Genomic DNA, 17,232 nt, shown 5'->3' on the forward strand with positions numbered 1-17,232 from the left:
GCGGCGAGGTCCCGGCGATCGAGGACCGGAGCTGTCCGCGAAGCGTGGCAGAGTGCTCGGCATGTACGGAACCTCCGAACGCCTGTTGCGCCTGCTCTCGCTGCTGCAGGCGCGCCGCGACTGGCCTGGTCCGGACCTCGCGGGCCGGCTGGGGGTGGACATCCGGACGATCCGCCGCGACGTCGAACGGCTGCGGCAGCTCGGCTACCCGGTGCACGCGACACCGGGGGTCGCGGGCGGGTACCGGCTGGGTTCCGGCGCCGCGCTGCCGCCGCTGCTGCTGGACGACGACGAGGCGGTCGCGGTGGCGGTCGGCCTGCGCACGGCGGCGAACGGGACCGTGTCGGGCATCGAGGAGACGTCCGTGCGGGCGCTGGCGAAGCTCGAACAGGTGCTGCCCGCGCGGCTGCGGCACCGGGTGCGGGCGATGGATTCGGCGATGGTCCGGATCCCGGGCGGCGCGCCGACGATCGACGCGGAGCTGCTCACCGTGGTGGCGGCCGCGTGCCGGGACCACGAGCGGCTGCGGTTCACCTACGGCACGCACGCGGGCGCGGTGGCCGAACGCGACGTGGAACCGCTGCGGCTCGTGCACACCGGCTGGCGCTGGTACCTCGTCGCGTGGGACCTCGGCCGCGACGACTGGCGCACCTTTCGGCTGGACCGCATCGACGGTCTCCCGGTGCCCAGTTTCCGTTTCACGCCAAGGGAACCACCGGCCGAAGACCTCGCTGCCTATGTGTCGAGCCGGATCGCGACCGCGCCGTATCCGCACATCGTGACGCTGCGGGTGTCGGCTCCGGCGGAAATACTGGCGGCGCGGGTTTCCCCGACAACAGCGGTGATCGAGCCGATTGACAACGAAACCTGCCGGATGCGGACCGGCGCGAAAACCTTCGACTACATTCCGTTTTATCTCGCGCAGTGGGAATTCGACTTCGTGGTGGAGGACGCGCCGCCGGAATTGACGGACCGCCTGGCGCGCATCGCGCAACGATTCGCGCGAGCGACGTCAGGACGGAATTCCGCTGGTGGCGACGACGAGCAGATCCGCGGCGGCAGCTGACAGCGCCTCGGGGAAACCCTTGCCGTCACGGTGTTCCTCGGCCATCCAGCGTTCAGTGGCCAGTCGCAGGACGGACAGCCCGAGGTCAGTGGCCAACCTGGCTGTTTCGGGGTCGATGCCTCGCTCCCGCAACGCGGTGGCGAGAGCTTCCGAAATGGTGACGAGCTTGATCAATTCCCGTTCGCGCAGCGGGGGATTGGCCGCGATCACCGTCGCTCGGCGCAGTAGGAATTCGCGCGGACGGAATACCCGCGGCGCGGTGGCGAAGGCGGCCAATAGCGTTGGCAGCGCGGGTGTGCCGGGCGGGACGGCGCCGATCGCGGTGACGAATTCGGTTTCCAGTTCCTGGCTGCCGCCGAACAGGACTTCCCGCTTGTCCGCGAACCAGCGGTAGAACGACCGCTCGGTGAGATTCGCGCGCTGGGCGATCTGCGCGACGGTCGTGCGGTCGTAGCCCTGTTCCTCGAACAACGCCAGCGCGGCCTGCTCGAGCCGGTTCCGGGTGTTGCCCTCCCATCGCGCCATGCGGCCAGTGTAGCGACAGCAGATGCTGTCATCACTCTGGTAGCGTCAGTGACGACAGCTTCTGTCATCACTTGCGAGGAGACAACCCAGATGCGCACCCTTCGTTTCCATGAGCACGGCCGCGCTGCCGAGGTACTGCGGGTCGAGGACGCCGCGGCCCCCGAATCCGGGCCGGGCCAGATCCGCGTCGCGGTCCAGGCGTGCGGCGTGAACCCGGCGGACTGGGCGTTGTGCGAGGGCCTGTTCGCCGGCGACCTGCCGCGCGGCATCGGATTGGAGGTGTCCGGCACGGTCGACGCGCTCGGCGGAGGCGTGACTGGCGTCGAGATCGGCGACCCGGTTTTCGGTACCGCGCCTTTCACCGGCCCGACCGCCGGCGCGTCTGAGCAGGCGCTGCTCGACACGTGGTTCCCGCGGCCGGACGGGCTCGACGCGGTCCACGCCGCAGCTTTGCCGATGGCGGTCGGAACGGCTTACGCGGCGCTCGACGCGCTCGGCTCCGGCACCCTGCTCGTGCACGGCGCGGGCACCACCACCGGGTTCGCCGCGGCACAGATCGCGCTTCTGCGCGGGGCACGCGTGATCGTCACCGCGGGCGAGACGCACGCCGCGGCGCTCCGCTCGGCCGGCGCGGAAGTCACCGGCTACCAGGACGGAATCGCCGAACGCGTGACGGCGCTGGCCGGGGGACCGGTCGATCGCGTGCTGGACGCGGCGCCGTTCAGCGGCAAGGTCGCCGAACTCGTGCGCACGGTCAAGGAACCCGGACACGTGCTGACGCTCGACCTCGGCTCGGACCAGCCGGGGGTCCAGACCATTGTCAGCTCGGGCGTTCAGCCGCGCTACGACATCCTCGGCGAGTTCGCGTCGCTGGCGGCGAAAGGAAGGTTTTCGATTCCGGTGTCCCGGGTTTTCCCGCTGGACGACTGGCGGGCCGCGCTCGAACTGAGCCAGTCGCGGCAGGCCCGGGGCAAGCTGGTGCTGGCGCTCTAGCTCGCTACTTCGCGCCGAGCATGCGGAGGACGAGTTCGCCGTACTCCTTGCCGAGTTCGGCGGGCGTCTGCCGGGTCCGTTCGCTGTACCAGCGCGCGACGTCGACACCCAGCGACAGCACCGCGCGCGCCGCGATCCCGACGTCGGCGACGGTGAACGCACCGGACTCGACCCCGTCGGCGATCACCTCGCGCACCCGCTGCTCGATCTTCCGCCGAAGCTGCGCGACCACTAGATATTCCTTCTCCGGCAACGCATTCAGCTCGTACTGCACTACCCGCGCGACCGTGTGCCGCCGCGCGTGCCAGGCGACGAAATCCTCGACGAGCAGCCGCATCCGCTCCACCGGGCCGGTGACGCGCCCGATGACGTCCTCGACGAGGGCGAGCGTCTGCTCGTGACCGTTGCGGCTGATCGCGAACAGCAGCGCGGCTTTGGACGGGAAGTGCACGTACAGCGCGGCCGGGCTCATCCCGGCCGCACCGGCGATGTCCCGCGTGGTGGTGGCGTGGTAGCCGCGCTCGGCGAACGACTCCACCCCGGCGAGCATCAGCCGGCGCGCGGTCTCAGGCTGCACGTCGGGCCACAGGTCGGCCGAGAGCGTGGTCATCCGGCGATCCTCCTCTAGTCCCGCGCCGGCCGGTGAGTCCGCCCGTCGTATGTCGAGTGTAAGCGCTCGCTCAGTGCGGAGTCCGGTGATGCGTCTCTGAATCGAGGATGACCTGCCGGTGAGCGTGTCCGAGCCCGGTGGCTCTGGCCGGGAGAAACAGCACGTTTCGGTGGGCGTGAGCGCCCGCCGTGCAGTCGCCGAAGACGGCCTCCGGGGTGCCGGAACCAAGGTCGATCGAGGCTGGACCATGGCGTTGGCCTGATTTATACGGTGCTGAAGCCGCGGCGTGCACCCGCAAACGGCCCGCAACCGGTTGCGGACCCGGAACGCGCTCTTCGGGGACCGGCTGCACGATCCGGACGGGCGCGGTTCGGCCCTGGACAGGGAGTAGGCCCAGGACGCGGCACTGCGAAGTCATCGGCGGCGGGTCGGCACGCCCGGAGACGATGCGAGGGCGTCCAGTGGGATGAGCGTGGTGACCAGCGACTCAGGCACCGGACCACCGCCCAGCTGACGCGATGGCCCGACCAGGAAAACTTCGAGCCAGGCGGCGGTCGCGCGAAGCGCGGCGCGCAAGTCGCCAGAAGGCCGGAACCGAGGCGTGACTGCCGAGAGCAGCGGATCGACGCGGTGGTACCGGTGCCAGCACGAGGGCGCCGGTACCACCGCGTCGTGCCGGTTACCGGGCCGCGGTGGCAGGTGCAGCTCCGTTGATCGCAGCGACGAGGTCGTGTACCGCGGGTTCGCGGAGGACTTCGTAGTGATCGGCGGCGAGAGTGACGACGCGGGGCGGGGCGGCGCTGTAGCCGGTGGTTTCTTCGATGAAGGAGTAGTCGTCGCCGGTCGCTTTGAGGAGTGTGACGGGGGCGGCCAGGCGGCGTTGGGAGAGTTCGTCGAAGGTGTAGTCGAACTGGTAGGTCTGGGCGACGATGCGGATGATGCGGCGGACGGTGTCCTCGTCAAGGCCTGGGCGGTGCCGGGCGATCGCGTCGGCGAAGCTGTCCTCGTCGTGGGCGTGGGCGAGGCAGTCGTCGAGTTCTGGGCCGTCGATCCGGCCGGTGAAGACGGAGAAGAGGATGGTGACGTACACGGGGTTGCGGTAGCTGGCGGTGCGGTCGTTGCGGCGCCCGGCGCTGACGGTGGGGTTGCCGGGGCAGATCAGGACGAGTTCGCGGACTTGCTGGCCGGCTTGTTCGAGCTGCCAGGCGGTTTCGAAGGCGACGCGGGCGCCGAAGGAGTAGCCCCACAGCGAATACGGTCCTTCGGGCTGGACCCGGCGGATCTCGGCGAGATCGGCCGCGGCTGTCTCGGCGATCGTGGCGAACGGGGTTTCGCCGGGGTTGATGCCGTGGGCTTGGATTCCGTGGAAGGGGCGCCCGGATTCCTGTCCGAGGGCGCGCAGGTTCATCGGGTAGCCGCCGAGACCGGGCCAGCAGAACACTGGGGTCCCGGTGCCGCCGGCGTGCAGCGGAATTGTCCGGGAGACGGGGATGTCGTGGTCGTCGTCGATGCGGGCGGCGAGGTCGGCGAGGCGGGGTGCCTCGAACAGGACCTGGATCGGGAGCTGCGTGCCGAGTTCGGCGTTGACGGTGTTGATCAGTTTGACCGCCACGAGCGAGTTCCCGCCGACGGCGAAGAAGTCGTCCATTGTGGACACTTCGGCGTAGCGGAGTGCGGCGCCCCACAGTTTGGCGAGGCGCTGTTCGGTCGGGGTGGCCGGGGCGACGTAGGCGGTGGCCGTGCCGGCGGCGGTGACCTGTTCGGAGCGGGCGAGCGCGGCGGTGTCGATTTTGCCGTTGGCGGTGCGGGGCAGGCGGTCGAGGACCAGCACCCGGTTCGGGATCATGTAGTCGGGCAGGGTGGCGGCGAGTTCGTCGCGGATGAGTTCAGCGGGTCCCTTCATGTGCACGGCGTCTTCGCGCATGTCTTCGCCGCGGAGCTGGTCGGCGCTGACGCGGCCGCCGACGAAGAAGTACGACGGCCCGGGTTCGATGCCGTGGCGGGTCAGGATGTCGTCGAGGCGGCGGGCGGCAGGCAGCGGGTGGCCGGTTTCCGAGCTGTAGCCCGACGACATGAACCCGAAGCCGAGGTCGTTGCTTTGGAGCTGGTGCAGAGCGGTGCCGAGGACGACGTAGCGCAGCCAGGGCTGCCGGGCGCGGCTGACCGCGCTGATGCCGAGGCTGGCTCGGGCGTAGACCTGCTGGTTGATGGCGATGACGTGCTTGGCCTGGAGGAGTTCGTCGCCGAGCCGTTCCAGCCTGCCGTCGGTGCAGCGGTACTGGCCGGCGGGCAGGTCGGCGATCGCGCCCGGATGGGCCTGCACGTAGATCTCGGTGTCGGCGAGCCAAGGGGTCTCGCCGTCGTCCGGCACGATGTCGAAGGTGCCGAGGTAGTGGTCCTCGTCGGCGATGTCGAGCCGGTTTTTCGCGGCGGGGTCGTGGTGCGCGGGGCGGACGGCGAGTCCGTGGTCAGGGAGGATGTCGGCGAAGACGCCGATCAGGTGCCCGGCTTCGATTTCCAGGACCTCGCGGATGTTGTTGCGGTAGACCGGTTCGATGGCGCCGTGCCGCCCGGCGAGGTGGATCCGGATTCCGGGGTGCCCGGCGGCGGCTGCGGAGATCAGCACCAGCCGGTGGTCGGCGGGATGGTAGTAGTACACCCCGTCCGGGACATCGTCCACACCGGACAGTTCGAGGTAGAGCTGGGCGGCGTAGAGCGATCCGGGGGAGGCGTAGGAGTATTTGGGCAGCAGGCGCTGCTCGCTGTGGAACTGGCCGAACCAGCGCAGGATGGCGCCGAGCCCGGCGGGCCCGAGGTCGCGCGGCTGGCGGGGGCGGGGCTGTCGCGGCGCCGGTGCGGCGAGCAGGCGCAGGAGGTCGTCGCGGGTGGTCGGGCCGCCGTCGTAGAAGCGGTAGGTCTTGCGGGCGAACACTTTCCGCCGCTGCTCCGGTGTTTCCTGTCGGCCGGGAAGCGCGATCGCCGGTCGTCCGGCGAGCTGGTCCTCGCCCCGGATGCCGGGGTCGGCCAGTTGCGCCCGGACTTGGAGGCGGCTGGCCTTGGACTGGTGGTGGCTGCCGTGGTTGCCCTGGTCCATGACGGCGGCTTCGGCGGGGTTGAGTTCGACGCAGGCGATCAGTTGCGGGGACCCGGTGCGCGGGTCGTCGGCGACGAGGGCGGCGGCTTGCCGGACCCAGGTGTGGTTCTCGACGGCGAGGGTGACCTCTTCGAGTTCGACGCGGTAGCCGCGCAGCTTGACCTGGTTGTCCGCCCGGCCGCAGAACTGGATGGTGCCGTCCGGGTTCCAGCGCACGAGGTCGCCGGTGCGGTACAGCCGCTCGGTCGGCACGAACGGCGACGGGATGAACCGCTCCCCGGTCAGGTCCGCCCGGCCGAGGTAGCCGCGGGCCAGCTGGGCTCCGCCGACGTACAGTTCGCCGGTCTCGCCGATGTCGACGGGCGCGAGGTCGGCGTCGAGGATGTAGCACTGGGTGTTGTCGACCGGGGTGCCGATGGGCACCGACGCTGCCTCGTCGTCGAGGTCGTCCGGGTCGACCAGATGCGCCGTGGCGTTGATCGTGCACTCGGTCGGACCGTAGAGGTTCACCAGCGAGCACCCCGGCACGGTGCGCAGGAGTTCGCGGGCGAGCGGGACCGGCAGCGCTTCGCCGCCGGAGAACACGCGCTGCAGCGAGGTGCATTCGGCGAAGCGCTCGGTGTCCAGCAGCGCGCGCAGGAGGGTCGGCACGCACTGCAGGGTGGTCACGTCGTGGCGGATGACGGTGTCGACGAGTGCTTCGGGGTCGCGGTAGATGCCGGGCGCGCCGACGACGACGCGTCCGCCGACCGCGGGGGCGAGGATTTCCCACTGTGCGGCGTCGAAACTGACCGGGGTCTTCTGCAGCACGGCGGTGTGCGGGCCGACGTGCCCGAAGTAGTTCATCCACCGCATCTGGGACAGGACGCTGCGGTGTTCGATCATCACGCCCTTGGGCCGTCCGGTGCTGCCCGAGGTGTAGATGACGTAGGCCAGGCCGGTCGGGCTTGCTGCGCCCCGAGGCGGCTCCGGGCTCGGTTCGGGCAGTTGGGCGGACGTGACGATTCGCGTTGCGGGCGAAGCGAATTCGCGCAGCCGGTCGCGCAGGTGGTCCTGCGTGAGCACGACGCGGACGTCCGCGTCGGCGATCATGTACTGGATCCGGTCTTCCGGATAGTCGGGGGACAGCGGCAGGTAGGCGGCGCCGGAGCAGAGAATGCCCCAGATCGCGACCAGCAGCTCCGGGGACGGGTCGGCGTAGACGCCGATCCGGTCGTCCGGGCGTACGCCGAGGGCGCGCAACCCGGCGCCCACGCGGCAGGCGGCGCGGTAGAGGCCGGCGACAGTCAGCGTGGCGTCGTCGCTGATCACCGCGGGGTGATCGGGTGCGGCGGCGGCGCGGTCGGCGAGGAGTTCGGGCAGGGTGCGGGCGATGTCGACGGGGTGAGGCCCGGTCGGGGTGGGTGCCAGTGCGTCGGGGGACTGCATGGACTTGCTCCGATTCACAGTTCGCGGGGGACGGGGAGGTCGAGCGGTCTGGTGGTGCCGGGGGCGGGCCGGATCCGTTGCTGCGCCAGGACGACGGCGCCGACGACGGTGGCGGCGCCGACGGCCTGCCATGGGGTGAAGGACTGATCGAGGAAGAGGTAACCGAGGACGGTGGCGACCAGCGGGCTGGCGAACGCCAGGAAGGAGACCGCGAGCGCGGGCAGCCGCTCCAGGCCGCGGAACCACAGCGCGTACGCGATGAGCGCGCCGACCACGCCGAGATAGGCGAACCCGGCGACGTTGGCGCCGCTGATCCGGCCGGGCAAGCCTTCGACGGCCAGCGTGGCCGGTGCGAGCACCAGCCCGCCCGCGGCGAGCTGCCAGCCGGTGAAGGTCAGCAGGCTCGTCCCGTCCGGGCGGCCCCAGCGCTTGGTGAGCACGATGCCGGTCGCCATGCACACCGCGCCGCCGAGCCCGGCGAGCACCCCGACCGGGTCGAGGCGCGCGCTCGGCTGCAGCACGAGCAACGCGACTCCGCCGATGCCCAGGACGCAAGCCACGACCTGGGCCAGGCGGATCCGGTCGCCGAGCACGACCGCCGCGAGCACCAGCACGAGCACCGGCTGCAGCGTGAGGATCACCGCGGCGACCCCGCCCGGCAGGAGGTAGGCGGCGACGAACAGCAGGAAGAAAAACGCCCCGATGTTGACCACGCCCAGCACGAGCGCACGCCACCACCAGCGGCCCGTTGGCAACGTCCGGCCCGCCGCCAGCAGCGCGAGCCCCGCGGGCAGGGCGCGCACCGTCGCGGCGAGCAGCGGGCGGCCCGGCGGCAGCAGTTCGGTGGTGACCAGATAGGTACTGCCCCACACCGCCGGCCCGAGCGCGGTCAGCGCGAGGTCCGCCGCGCGGTTCGCGACCGGCGTCTCGTGCGTCATTCGGCGCCGACCGGCTGCGCCGCCGGAGCGGTCCGCACGATTTTGCGCACCAATTCGACAACCGTCCAGGGGCCCGGCCCGATCGCCGCGATCAACAAGAAAGCCCAAGCGTACAAAGCGGACGGTTCACCCTCGTTCTCCATGGGAAAAGGCGAGTGCGGGAAATGCACGGTGAAATAGGCGAAAGCCATCGAACCGGACGCCAGGAGCGCGGCGGCACGCGTGCCCGCGCCGATCATGACGAGAATTCCGCAGGCCAGCTGAATGGCAGCTGCCCACCATCCGGGCCAGGTCGGGAAACTGACCGTGCCGCCATGGGTTCCCACCGCGCCGCCGAGGACGCCGAACAGGGACGCGGCACCGTGGCACGTGAAGAGGAAGCCGATAACGACGCGGAAAACGGACTGAACACCAGGCGTGATCCGGCTGGCGGGAAACGACATGCGAAGACCTCTCCGGGGACTAGGGGTGCACTGAAATGCCGCCCGCCGCGTCGTCGCGTCAGGCGGTTCGTTCGAATCGAACGCCCAGGATTAGATCCGGCGCATGGAGAATTGGTCTTCCTGGAACGTAAACCAAAGGTGTCCATGCCGTGACACTTCCGAACGGGTCCGGAAATTACGTGAAAAAAATTCCCCGTCGCCATTCCGGAATCCGGAAAGCGACGGGGAATGTGTATTGATCAGTTAGCGGTCGAGCTGATCCAGCAAGGTGTTCGCCCATTCGGTCGAGTAGTCTTCCAATAAGGGAAAGCCCTTGCCGGGCGGTGCGGTCCAGTGGTAAGTCGCGCCCGGATTGTGCCGATCGTATCCGCCGGAGGCGAACAGGTGCGGGCTGCCCTGCACCCGCGGACCGCGGGCGATCTCCCAATCCTGGTAGATCTCCGCTCGCCCGTCGCCGCGGGCGAGCGCCTCCGCCAGCGCGGACTCGTCCACTCGATCGCACTGGGCCGCGACATCGAGGATGACCGGGTGCAGGCTGACGCATCGGCCGTCGACGTAGAAGGCGTGCCGCAGAGCCTCGTCGAACTGGTCGGAGGCGGCGAGCCCGCCGATGTCGGGGTGCTTCGCGGCCTGCACCGCTTCCATGGCGGGCAACGTGGTGACCGGATACTGGTGTTCGGCGCCCGTCCACAGCCGCCAACCCAGCTCGGGCCGGCGCCCGGCGATCGCCACGATCTCGGCGTCGAGGATCAGTTTCGGCGTGGGCTGCCGGTTGAACAGCTCCAGCGGGAACGCGCGGTGGTCGATCAGCGGCTCGTGGCCCCGGTTTCGCGCCGCGGTGCGCAACGTGGTCAACGCCAGGGTGGCCCACGGACAGCCGATGTCGGACCAGACCGTCACCACTCCCGGGTCGGCGCGCATCAGAACTTCCGCGGCCACGCTCAACCTCCACCCATGCGGTGAGTCGCTAACGAGTCGTTAGTAAAGGTGGAGCACTCACGTTTGTCAAGTCGCTTACCAAGCGTTAACGTCGTGAAGTGGACCGCAACGCCGAAGCCTTCTGCCCGCTCTTCCACCACGCGGTGGAACTGATCGGGCGCCGCTGGAGCGGCGCGGTGCTGCGCGCCATGCTCCACGGCAAAACCCGCTTCCGCGACATCCGTGAGGCCATTCCGGGCCTGAGCGACAAGATGCTCGCCGAACGCCTGCACGAGTTCCAGGACGAAGGCATCGTCGAACGGCGCGTCTACGACGAAACCCCGGTGCGCATCGAATACGTGCTGACGAAGAAGGGCCACCAACTGCAGACGGCGGTCGACGCCTTGTCCGACTGGGCCGAAACCTGGGTCGCCGAGCCCGCGCCGCGGGCCGACTGAGGCTGGACTGGGTGCCGAAACCGGCATCGAACTGTCCATTGAGGACACCGGCGAACGCGCTCATCGCGGTCGGGGCGCCGTCCGGAGAGGCGGTCTGCCGCTCGCCCGCGACGACCGCCGGGTACTACCGCGACGAAGAGGGCCAGCGCGTCGTGGCGGACCGCTGCCAGGACATCGTGCGGACCGGCGGCGAGAACGTGTCGGCGATCCGCGTCGACCTGAGAAACCTCAGGACGGCAGTGATGGATTCCGACGAGGCGCCGGACCGTTCCGATGCGGGAGACGACGTGTTCTGGACGACGACGCACGCTGATCTGACCGGCATGCTGAACGAATGGCTCAAGGTGCCAGTGTTCGTCAAGAACGACGCGAACCTGGCAGCACCGTCGGCTCGGCCGCGCAGCGCGGCCACGTCGTCGATGCTCGACCCCGGCCTGGCGGTGGTTTGCGGAAGCGCGGCCCAGATCGCGTCGGGCGTGCCCCCGCTGATCGAAGCCGAGGTCGGACGCTTGCTCGAAGGGGCGGATTGCCCTGCGGCGCAAGCGTCGAAACTCGGCGACGAGATTGTTCGGGCCGGTGCAAGAGACGGCACCCTGATCCGGCCAGGCGATTCCGTGCTCATGCCCCGCGGAGCCAAAGACCGCGAACACGCGGCCTCCGGCGAAGCAGGCCAAAGCGACGGAGAACTGGTGTTCGCGGGTCACGGGACCACGTGCGACAGGGGTTCACCGGTCCTTGAGTCCGAGCGAAAGCCGGGCTTGCAGCGTCCACGCGGCAAGGAAGGCTTCCTCGTCCACATCGCCCGGGGTGTGCCCGACGAGTGCGTCCAGAATCGGGTAGTAGGTCAGGGAAGCGAGCAACACGGACGCGGTGGCTTCGGGGTCCTCGACCTGGAAGTCGCCGCGGCGCACGCCAGAGGCGATCCATTCCGTCGCGACGGTGTAGACCGAGCCGAGCACGCCTTGCCACATTTGTTCCAGCAGGTCGGGAAACGGTTCGAGTTCGCGGAAAATGATGCGCAGCGCGGCGCGGTCCCGGCGCATGCTGTCCCAAACCAGCCGCGCGAGCACGGGCAGCGCCTCCTCCGGTGCTTCGGGCACCGCTGCCGCTTGCCTGCTGCGGTCGCTGATCCCCGCCAGATGCTGCTGCACGATTTCCTCCAGCAGCGCCCGCTTGGAGGGGAAGTGTTTGTACAGCGCTCCGGATCCGGGGTTGAGGCCGCACGCGCGCTGGATGTCGGCGGTCGAGGTTTTGCCGAAGCCCCGTTCCGCGAACAGCTGGGCGGCCGCTTCGACCAGGTGCTGCCTCGTCACGCCGGGAGTTGAACGCGCCATAGTGAGAGAGTACTCTCTTTCCTATGGTCGAGGTTCAGGTGACTGAGACGATCGACTGCCCGGCGGACCGCGTGCTCGAGTTCGTGATGGACCCCCGCGCCTACGCCGCGGTCGACCGCAAGATCGGTGCGATCGACTGGGTGCGGCGCGCCGGGGACGTCACCGAGTTTCGCTTCGGCAGCAAGCTTCCCGGCATTCCCGGTCCGGCGGTCAAGGTGGTTTCCCGGATGACCCGCACCTCGGACGAGCGGGTGGACGTGCGGCTGCCGCCGATCCCGGCGAACCGGCTGGCCAATCTCGTTTCCGAGTTCAGCGCCAGCTGGGTGTGCGTGGCCTCGGGCGAGCGCACCGCGGTCACCCGGACTGTGCGGTGCGGGTTCAAGGGGCCGGCGAAGTGGTTCGCGGAGCCGGTTTTGCGCCGGACTTTGCGGCCGGACGTCGAGGACGAGATGCGGCAGGCCAAGGCGGCGCTTGAGTCGTCCGGAGAGACGCGGTGATTGACTCCCGCGACGGTGGGTAACCAAGCGCTCGTGACAGGTTCCCCCATTGCCGTCCTCGACATCGACGGGACGCTCGTCGATTCGAACTACCACCACGCTCTCGCCTGGTACCGGGCGTTGCGGTCGGTGGGAGAGGTGCACCCGGTGTGGCGGCTGCACCGGCTGATCGGGATGGGCGGGGACCAGCTCGTCGCCGCGGTCGGCGGGGAGGAATTGGAGCGCCGGGCGGGCGAGCGGGCCCGGGAGCGGCAGGGCAAGGAGGTCGACTCGCTGCTCGAGGAGATGGCGCCGCTGCCGGGTGCCCGCGATCTGCTCGCGGCCGTCAAGGAGCGCGGCCACCGGGTGGTGCTCGCCAGTTCGGCTCAGCAACGCCACGCGGAGGTCTTCCTGGACAAGCTCGACGCTCGCGCTCTCGTCGACGACTGGACCACCAGCGCCGACGTCGACGCGTCCAAACCGGCCCCGGATCTGCTGCGGGCGGCGCTGAAGAAGCTGGGTGCCCCGCCCGGCGCGCCGGCGGTGATGGTCGGCGACTCGGTGTGGGATGTCGAAGCGGCGAAAAGGGCCGGAATGCCCGCGATCGTCGTCCGCTCCGGCGGCTTCGGAGACGACGAACTCCGGGAGGCCGGTGCCGTCGCCCTCTACGACACGCCAGGGGATCTCGCGAAGTCCCTGGACGACACCCCGCTCGCTTGAGTGGTGCGGGGAGCGCCGAACGCCGTCCCGAGGACCAGGGAGTCGACCGGCCGCGCGCCGTGGTGGAGGAACTGGGGGCGACGCTGGTGAAGACGATGAGGAGTCCCGCCACGGACAGGGCCGAGAAGGCCGCAATCGGCGACATGGGCTCGTTGTTGTTCGGGACCGCGACCCCGCCCATCTGAGCGGCGCCGGACCGGCGGTTGCCCGGAAGTCCGTTCCGGAGCGGACGAACGGAGCAGTCGCGGCGACAGGTTTCGGACAAAACGCGGGCTGTCGCTGGACCGGCTTCGCGCAGCCTCCGCACACTCGGCCGACAGTGGGTTTCTTTCCCCCGGCCTTCGAGGAGTTCCGATGCGTCGAAGAATCACCCTCAGCCTCACCGGTGCGGCCGTTCTCGCGGCGAGTCTCGCCGCCGTGGTCGCGCCCGCCGCCCAGGCGTCCCCTGGACTGATCGCGGCCATGCAACGGGATCTCGGCCTCAGCGCCGGGCAAGCGCAGACCCGGCTCCGGCAGGAACTGACCGCGTCGCGGCAGTTGCCCGCGGCCCAGCAGGCGGCCGGAACGGCTTTCGGCGGGGCCTGGTTCGACCCGGCGCGCGGCAAGCTGGTCGTCGGCGTGACGGACCCGGCCGTGGCCGGCGCCGTTCGTCGGGCCGGGGCGGAAACCGTTCCGGCACAGGTCACCGCCGCGGCGCTGGACGCGGCGAAGACGGCCATCGACACCGCTGCGAAAGCGAACCGAGCCCCGGCCGCGGTCAGCGGCTGGCACGCGGATCCCCGCAGCGGCAGTGTGGTCGTCACCCTCCAACCCGGTGCGCACGGTCCGGACGTCGACGCTTTCCTCGCGCGAGCCCGTGCCGCAGGCCCGGTGACCGTGGTTCCCGGTGCTCGCCCGCAGACGTTCTCGGCAGGCACCGTCGGCGGGGATCCCTATTACATCAACGGAAACACCCGCTGCTCCATCGGCTTCTCGGTGCACGGCGGGTTTGTCAGCGCCGGGCACTGCGGCAGCAAGGGCAGCTCCGTCGTCGGCTGGGACAACTCGGCGATGGGCACGTTCGCCGGATCTTCCTTCCCCGGCAACGACTACTCCTACATCACCATCGGCAACGGCTGGTGGACCGCCCCCGTCGTGCTCGGCTGGGGCACGGTCAGCGACGTGATCGTCCGCGGGTCGGCCGTCGCGCCGGCCGGTTCGTCGATCTGCCGCTCCGGCTCGACCTCGCATTGGCACTGCGGCACCGTGCTGGGCCTGAACGAGACCATCAACTACGCCCAGGGCGCGGTTTACCAGGCGACGCACACCAACGCGTGCGCGGAACCCGGCGACTCCGGCGGCTCCTTCATCACCGGCGACCAAGCCCAGGGGGTCACTTCGGGCGGTTTCGGCAACTGCGGTTCCGGCGGTGAGACCTGGTTCCAGCCGGTGAACGAGATCCTGCAGACCTACGGCCTGTCGCTCGTCACCGGGTGACCTGTCCGGGCCGCGGCGCCAGCCTTTTCGGATGCTGGCGCCGCGGCCTGGCGCGGGTGAGGTTTCCGAGCCCGGCGGACAGTTGACGAACGCGAGCGGGCAGCAGGCGATCAGCGCCGTCCGACTTCGTGCGCGCGGCCATCCGCACGGCGAGGCAGGACAGGAAGTTGCACAGCACTCCGCGGAAGAACAGCGCGCTCGCTGATTCCGCGGTTTTCGCCTCGACCGGGCTCGCGAGCCGAGCCGCGCCCGGGCCGGGTGCCGCGCGCCGCCGGACGAGGGCGCCGGACACGGCGGGCGTTCGCTCAGTCTCGGGACGGACTGCGCGAGATGCGGGCCGCGACGATTCCTCCTGCGATCAGCAGTGCCGCGGCCGCCCATGCCCACAGCGGCACATCGTTCTCGCTGGCCGTCGATGCCGCAGCGGTGGACGGTGGCGCGGCCGCGGCGCCTGGGCCGGGCTTGGTCAGCGTGAAGGAGTAAGAGCCGGACACCGGATGCCCGTCGGCGGACACGATCCGATAGTCCACAGTGTACTTCCCGGCCGGACCGAGCGGTTTCACCGGCGCGGAGAGGTCGGCTCCGGCGACCGTGTGCGCGCCGGACTCCCAAGGCGTCTTTCCGTCCGGGCCGAGCGCGGACAATTCGGTGAATCCGCTGTCCAGGGGTCCGTTGAAGGTGCGCACTATTTTCGCGGGTCCGGCAGCGATCGCGGAATCCTTCGCCGGACTGCTCGATTCCAGAAAGCTGTGCGCCTCGGCCGCGGCATGCGGAACAAGGGTCGCGGCCAGTGTGAAAAGAATTGCGGCGAGCCCGCCTCGGCGCTGCCGTTCTCGGTCGGCGGGGGCAGCGATGGAGAGCGATCGCATGAACCCTGCTTCCGGAAGGCAATAAGTGTCGGACCGGGATGGTCCCGGAAGCTCGTTGTCGGCAGCGCGACGGCTGCGTTAAACAGTTCTCACTCCTCGGGGCGAGTGCGAGTTCACCGATTGCCCGCGGTTATCCGGAAGTCGATTTTTCCGTTCCCGTCATGACCGCGTCGGCTAGCGAAACGCGCGGTCTGATGTGGTGCTCACTCGTCATGCTCCATCCGCCAGTCGGGAGGAAATGATTGTGGTGGCTTCAGCCGGGCGTGGACTGCGCCGGGACCACGGGGTCGCGGCCAGTCTGGCGGGCGCGGTCGTGATCGTGGCCGGATACGCCTCGGGAATCGGATTGAAAACCACCGCAGCGGGCGACGCACTGCTGGCGAATCCGGTCTCGACCGCCTCGGCCGACCAGCAACGGCGCGACGCGTTCCGGCAGCGGATCGTCGACTACAACGCGCAGCTTGCTGAGGTCTGCGCCGAGTTCGCCCAGTGCCCGTACGACGAAGGCGCGGGTTTCGCGGCTCGGTTCGATCCGAGCGATATGTCCACTGTGGATTGCTTCCGCCCGAGTGCGAAAGGGCAGGCGTTGATCGCTGACGTCGCCTGGAAGGCGGTGGGCTCCTGATCGCTGGAGGCGGTGCCGTTCGCTGGGAGCGGTACCGTTTCCGCGTGTCCGGGACGCCGAGGACCTCCTAATGCTCCGGCACAGCCGCGGCAGTGTCGTCGGATGCCGTCCGAGCCGGAATCGCGTCGGTGGGCCCGTGCTCGCCGAGCCGCTCCGCGGCGAAGTCGAGAAGGGCGGAGGCGCGCGGGGTGAGCTTCATGTCCGCCGGCCAGATCCCCACTACGTGGGTAACCGTGACCGGGGGGTCGAGCGGCCGGATGACGACCGGTCGTCCCTCGATGCTCATGGGGAGCGCGTGGGGCCGGGACATGAGCAGCCCGTAGCCGAGTCCTCGGCCCACCAGTGCCTCGACGAGGCCGATCTGGGAGACCCTGGCTTCGATCCTGGGCTCCAGGCCGCGCGCGGTGAACGCGTCCGCCACATTGCGGACGCCCGGTGTCGCGTCGTACTGGATGTAGGGCTCGTCGGCGAGATCCGCCAGGTCCACTGTCTCGGCGGCCGCGAGCGGATGCCCGGGAGGCAGGTGCGCCTCGAGTTCTGTCGCGTAGATCCTGCGGCGGCGGCATCCGGTCGGCAGCGACACGTCGTACACGAGGGCCACGTCGAGCCGCCCTGCCTCGAGATCGGAGAGCAGTCCTTCGTTGGTGCCCACCGTGATCCCGATGCTCACGCCGGGATGCCGCTGGGGGAAGCCCTCGAGAAGCTCCGGCACCACGTTCGCGGCGAAGCTCGAGTAGCAGCCGAGCCGCACCGGACCTCGCAGCTCCTGTTCGCGTCCGGCGCTCAGGACGAGTTCGTGAGTGTCGGCCACGATCTGACGAGCCCGCCGGGCGAAATCCTGACCGGTCGGAGTGAGCGTGAGCCCTCTGGCTTTGCGCCGCACGCACAGCTGCTCGCCCACGGCGCTCTCCAGGCTCGACACGGCCTGCGACAGCGCGGACTCCGAGATGTGCAGGTGCGCCGCGGCCGCGCTGAGCGTGGGGAAATTCGGCAGTGCCGCGAAAAGTTCGAGTTGCCGCAGGCTCACCTCGGAGATGGCTGCCCCACTTCTTCAGTTCAACCGAATTACATCCTCACATTACCACGATTTACACGCAGACGAGGGCCTCGCATGATGAGAGGAACAGCTTCCCGATCCCTCCGAATGGAGGGCTGGCAAGGACTTTGGGGACAACGGTGCGCTCCTCCGACTCCGTCTCGCCACGGCGAATCGCCTGCGCGACGGTCATCGGCGCCGATCCTCCTCCGTGTCGTGCGCA

Annotated in this window: 17 protein-coding genes; 7 read left to right on the forward strand and 10 right to left on the reverse strand. The window is 69.7% G+C overall.

Going from position 1 to position 17,232, the window contains the following annotated elements; all coding sequences use genetic code 11:
* Positions 1-61 precede the first annotated feature (61 nt).
* Complete coding sequence (locus L3Q65_RS04405) at positions 62-1,066, forward strand: YafY family protein (RefSeq protein ID WP_237598837.1); 1,005 nt, start codon at positions 62-64, stop codon at positions 1,064-1,066.
* Here L3Q65_RS04405 and L3Q65_RS04410 read toward each other — a convergent pair.
* Positions 1,013-1,591, reverse strand: coding sequence for a TetR/AcrR family transcriptional regulator (locus tag L3Q65_RS04410; protein WP_182896067.1), 579 nt, complete (start codon positions 1,589-1,591; stop codon positions 1,013-1,015). The genes L3Q65_RS04405 and L3Q65_RS04410 overlap by 54 nt on opposite strands.
* Positions 1,592-1,681: 90 nt before the next feature.
* Here L3Q65_RS04410 and L3Q65_RS04415 point away from each other — a divergent pair, with 90 nt between their 5' ends.
* Positions 1,682-2,584, forward strand: a complete 903-nt coding sequence (locus L3Q65_RS04415) for an NADP-dependent oxidoreductase (protein WP_237598838.1) — start codon at positions 1,682-1,684, stop codon at positions 2,582-2,584.
* A gap of 4 nt (positions 2,585-2,588) precedes the next feature.
* Here the strand turns inward: L3Q65_RS04415 and L3Q65_RS04420 are convergent, their stop codons facing one another.
* From L3Q65_RS04420 to L3Q65_RS04440, 5 genes are all read right to left on the reverse strand, one after another.
* Positions 2,589-3,194 (reverse strand): TetR/AcrR family transcriptional regulator, encoded by a 606-nt coding sequence (locus L3Q65_RS04420; protein ID WP_182896065.1) that lies wholly within the window; start codon positions 3,192-3,194, stop codon positions 2,589-2,591.
* Positions 3,195-3,873: 679 nt separating this feature from the next.
* Entirely contained in the window at positions 3,874-7,716 is a 3,843-nt protein-coding gene (locus tag L3Q65_RS04425) for an amino acid adenylation domain-containing protein (protein WP_237598839.1), read from the reverse strand.
* A gap of 14 nt (positions 7,717-7,730) precedes the next feature.
* Positions 7,731-8,654, reverse strand: a complete 924-nt coding sequence (locus L3Q65_RS04430) for an EamA family transporter (protein ID WP_237598840.1) — start codon at positions 8,652-8,654, stop codon at positions 7,731-7,733.
* Positions 8,651-9,097, reverse strand: a complete 447-nt coding sequence (locus L3Q65_RS04435) for a DoxX family protein (RefSeq protein WP_182896061.1) — start codon at positions 9,095-9,097, stop codon at positions 8,651-8,653. Before L3Q65_RS04435 ends, L3Q65_RS04430 begins: the two co-directional genes overlap by 4 nt.
* Before the next feature lie 243 nt (positions 9,098-9,340).
* The gene (locus L3Q65_RS04440; protein WP_237598841.1) at positions 9,341-10,036 is read right to left on the reverse strand and encodes a DsbA family protein; all 696 of its coding nucleotides are present in this window, start codon (positions 10,034-10,036) and stop codon (positions 9,341-9,343) included.
* A gap of 98 nt (positions 10,037-10,134) precedes the next feature.
* Here L3Q65_RS04440 and L3Q65_RS04445 point away from each other — a divergent pair, with 98 nt between their 5' ends.
* On the forward strand, positions 10,135-10,473 hold the full coding sequence (locus L3Q65_RS04445; protein WP_182896060.1) for a helix-turn-helix domain-containing protein: 339 nt from the start codon (positions 10,135-10,137) through the stop codon (positions 10,471-10,473).
* Between the two features lie 725 nt (positions 10,474-11,198).
* Here L3Q65_RS04445 and L3Q65_RS04450 read toward each other — a convergent pair.
* A complete protein-coding gene (locus tag L3Q65_RS04450; protein ID WP_182896059.1) occupies positions 11,199-11,807 on the reverse strand; it encodes a TetR/AcrR family transcriptional regulator in 609 nt (202 codons plus the stop codon).
* Positions 11,808-11,830: 23 nt separating this feature from the next.
* Between L3Q65_RS04450 and L3Q65_RS04455 the strand changes: the two genes are divergently transcribed.
* The 3 genes from L3Q65_RS04455 to L3Q65_RS04465 all read left to right on the forward strand — a co-directional run bounded on the left by L3Q65_RS04455 (position 11,831) and on the right by L3Q65_RS04465 (position 14,479).
* Positions 11,831-12,304, forward strand: coding sequence for an SRPBCC family protein (locus L3Q65_RS04455; RefSeq protein ID WP_182896058.1), 474 nt, complete (start codon positions 11,831-11,833; stop codon positions 12,302-12,304).
* Between the two features lie 33 nt (positions 12,305-12,337).
* Positions 12,338-13,003, forward strand: coding sequence for an HAD family hydrolase (locus L3Q65_RS04460; protein ID WP_237598842.1), 666 nt, complete (start codon positions 12,338-12,340; stop codon positions 13,001-13,003).
* Positions 13,004-13,357: 354 nt separating this feature from the next.
* The gene (locus L3Q65_RS04465) at positions 13,358-14,479 is read left to right on the forward strand and encodes a S1 family peptidase (RefSeq protein WP_182896057.1); all 1,122 of its coding nucleotides are present in this window, start codon (positions 13,358-13,360) and stop codon (positions 14,477-14,479) included.
* Here the strand turns inward: L3Q65_RS04465 and L3Q65_RS04470 are convergent.
* A complete protein-coding gene (locus tag L3Q65_RS04470) occupies positions 14,469-14,771 on the reverse strand; it encodes a formate/nitrite transporter family protein (protein WP_237598843.1) in 303 nt (100 codons plus the stop codon). The two genes, L3Q65_RS04465 and L3Q65_RS04470, sit on opposite strands and share 11 nt — an antisense overlap.
* A gap of 13 nt (positions 14,772-14,784) precedes the next feature.
* Entirely contained in the window at positions 14,785-15,348 is a 564-nt protein-coding gene (locus L3Q65_RS04475) for a copper resistance CopC family protein (protein ID WP_237598844.1), read from the reverse strand.
* A gap of 247 nt (positions 15,349-15,595) precedes the next feature.
* On the opposite strand from L3Q65_RS04475, the gene L3Q65_RS04480 reads away from it, so the two are divergent.
* Entirely contained in the window at positions 15,596-15,973 is a 378-nt protein-coding gene (locus L3Q65_RS04480) for a hypothetical protein (RefSeq protein ID WP_182896055.1), read from the forward strand.
* Between the two features lie 67 nt (positions 15,974-16,040).
* Here L3Q65_RS04480 and L3Q65_RS04485 read toward each other — a convergent pair whose 3' ends face one another.
* Entirely contained in the window at positions 16,041-17,000 is a 960-nt protein-coding gene (locus L3Q65_RS04485; RefSeq protein WP_237598845.1) for a LysR family transcriptional regulator, read from the reverse strand.
* Between the last annotated feature and the right edge of the window lie 232 nt (positions 17,001-17,232).

This window comes from Amycolatopsis sp. FU40 (genome assembly GCF_021903635.1).
Lineage (GTDB): Bacteria > Actinomycetota > Actinomycetes > Mycobacteriales > Pseudonocardiaceae > Amycolatopsis > Amycolatopsis dendrobii.

What these genes read in the sequence shown, in the direction of transcription:
- L3Q65_RS04405 (WP_237598837.1), top strand. Translation starts at nt 62, where the DNA reads ATGTACGGAACCTCCGAACGCCTGTTGCGCCTGCTCTCGCTGCTGCAG.
- L3Q65_RS04410 (WP_182896067.1), bottom strand. Translation starts at nt 1,591, where the DNA reads ATGGCGCGATGGGAGGGCAACACCCGGAACCGGCTCGAGCAGGCCGCG.
- L3Q65_RS04415 (WP_237598838.1), top strand. Translation starts at nt 1,682, where the DNA reads ATGCGCACCCTTCGTTTCCATGAGCACGGCCGCGCTGCCGAGGTACTG.
- L3Q65_RS04420 (WP_182896065.1), bottom strand. Translation starts at nt 3,194, where the DNA reads ATGACCACGCTCTCGGCCGACCTGTGGCCCGACGTGCAGCCTGAGACC.
- L3Q65_RS04425 (WP_237598839.1), bottom strand. Translation starts at nt 7,716, where the DNA reads ATGCAGTCCCCCGACGCACTGGCACCCACCCCGACCGGGCCTCACCCC.
- L3Q65_RS04430 (WP_237598840.1), bottom strand. Translation starts at nt 8,654, where the DNA reads ATGACGCACGAGACGCCGGTCGCGAACCGCGCGGCGGACCTCGCGCTG.
- L3Q65_RS04435 (WP_182896061.1), bottom strand. Translation starts at nt 9,097, where the DNA reads ATGTCGTTTCCCGCCAGCCGGATCACGCCTGGTGTTCAGTCCGTTTTC.
- L3Q65_RS04450 (WP_182896059.1), bottom strand. Translation starts at nt 11,807, where the DNA reads ATGGCGCGTTCAACTCCCGGCGTGACGAGGCAGCACCTGGTCGAAGCG.
- L3Q65_RS04455 (WP_182896058.1), top strand. Translation starts at nt 11,831, where the DNA reads ATGGTCGAGGTTCAGGTGACTGAGACGATCGACTGCCCGGCGGACCGC.
- L3Q65_RS04465 (WP_182896057.1), top strand. Translation starts at nt 13,358, where the DNA reads ATGCGTCGAAGAATCACCCTCAGCCTCACCGGTGCGGCCGTTCTCGCG.
- L3Q65_RS04475 (WP_237598844.1), bottom strand. Translation starts at nt 15,348, where the DNA reads ATGCGATCGCTCTCCATCGCTGCCCCCGCCGACCGAGAACGGCAGCGC.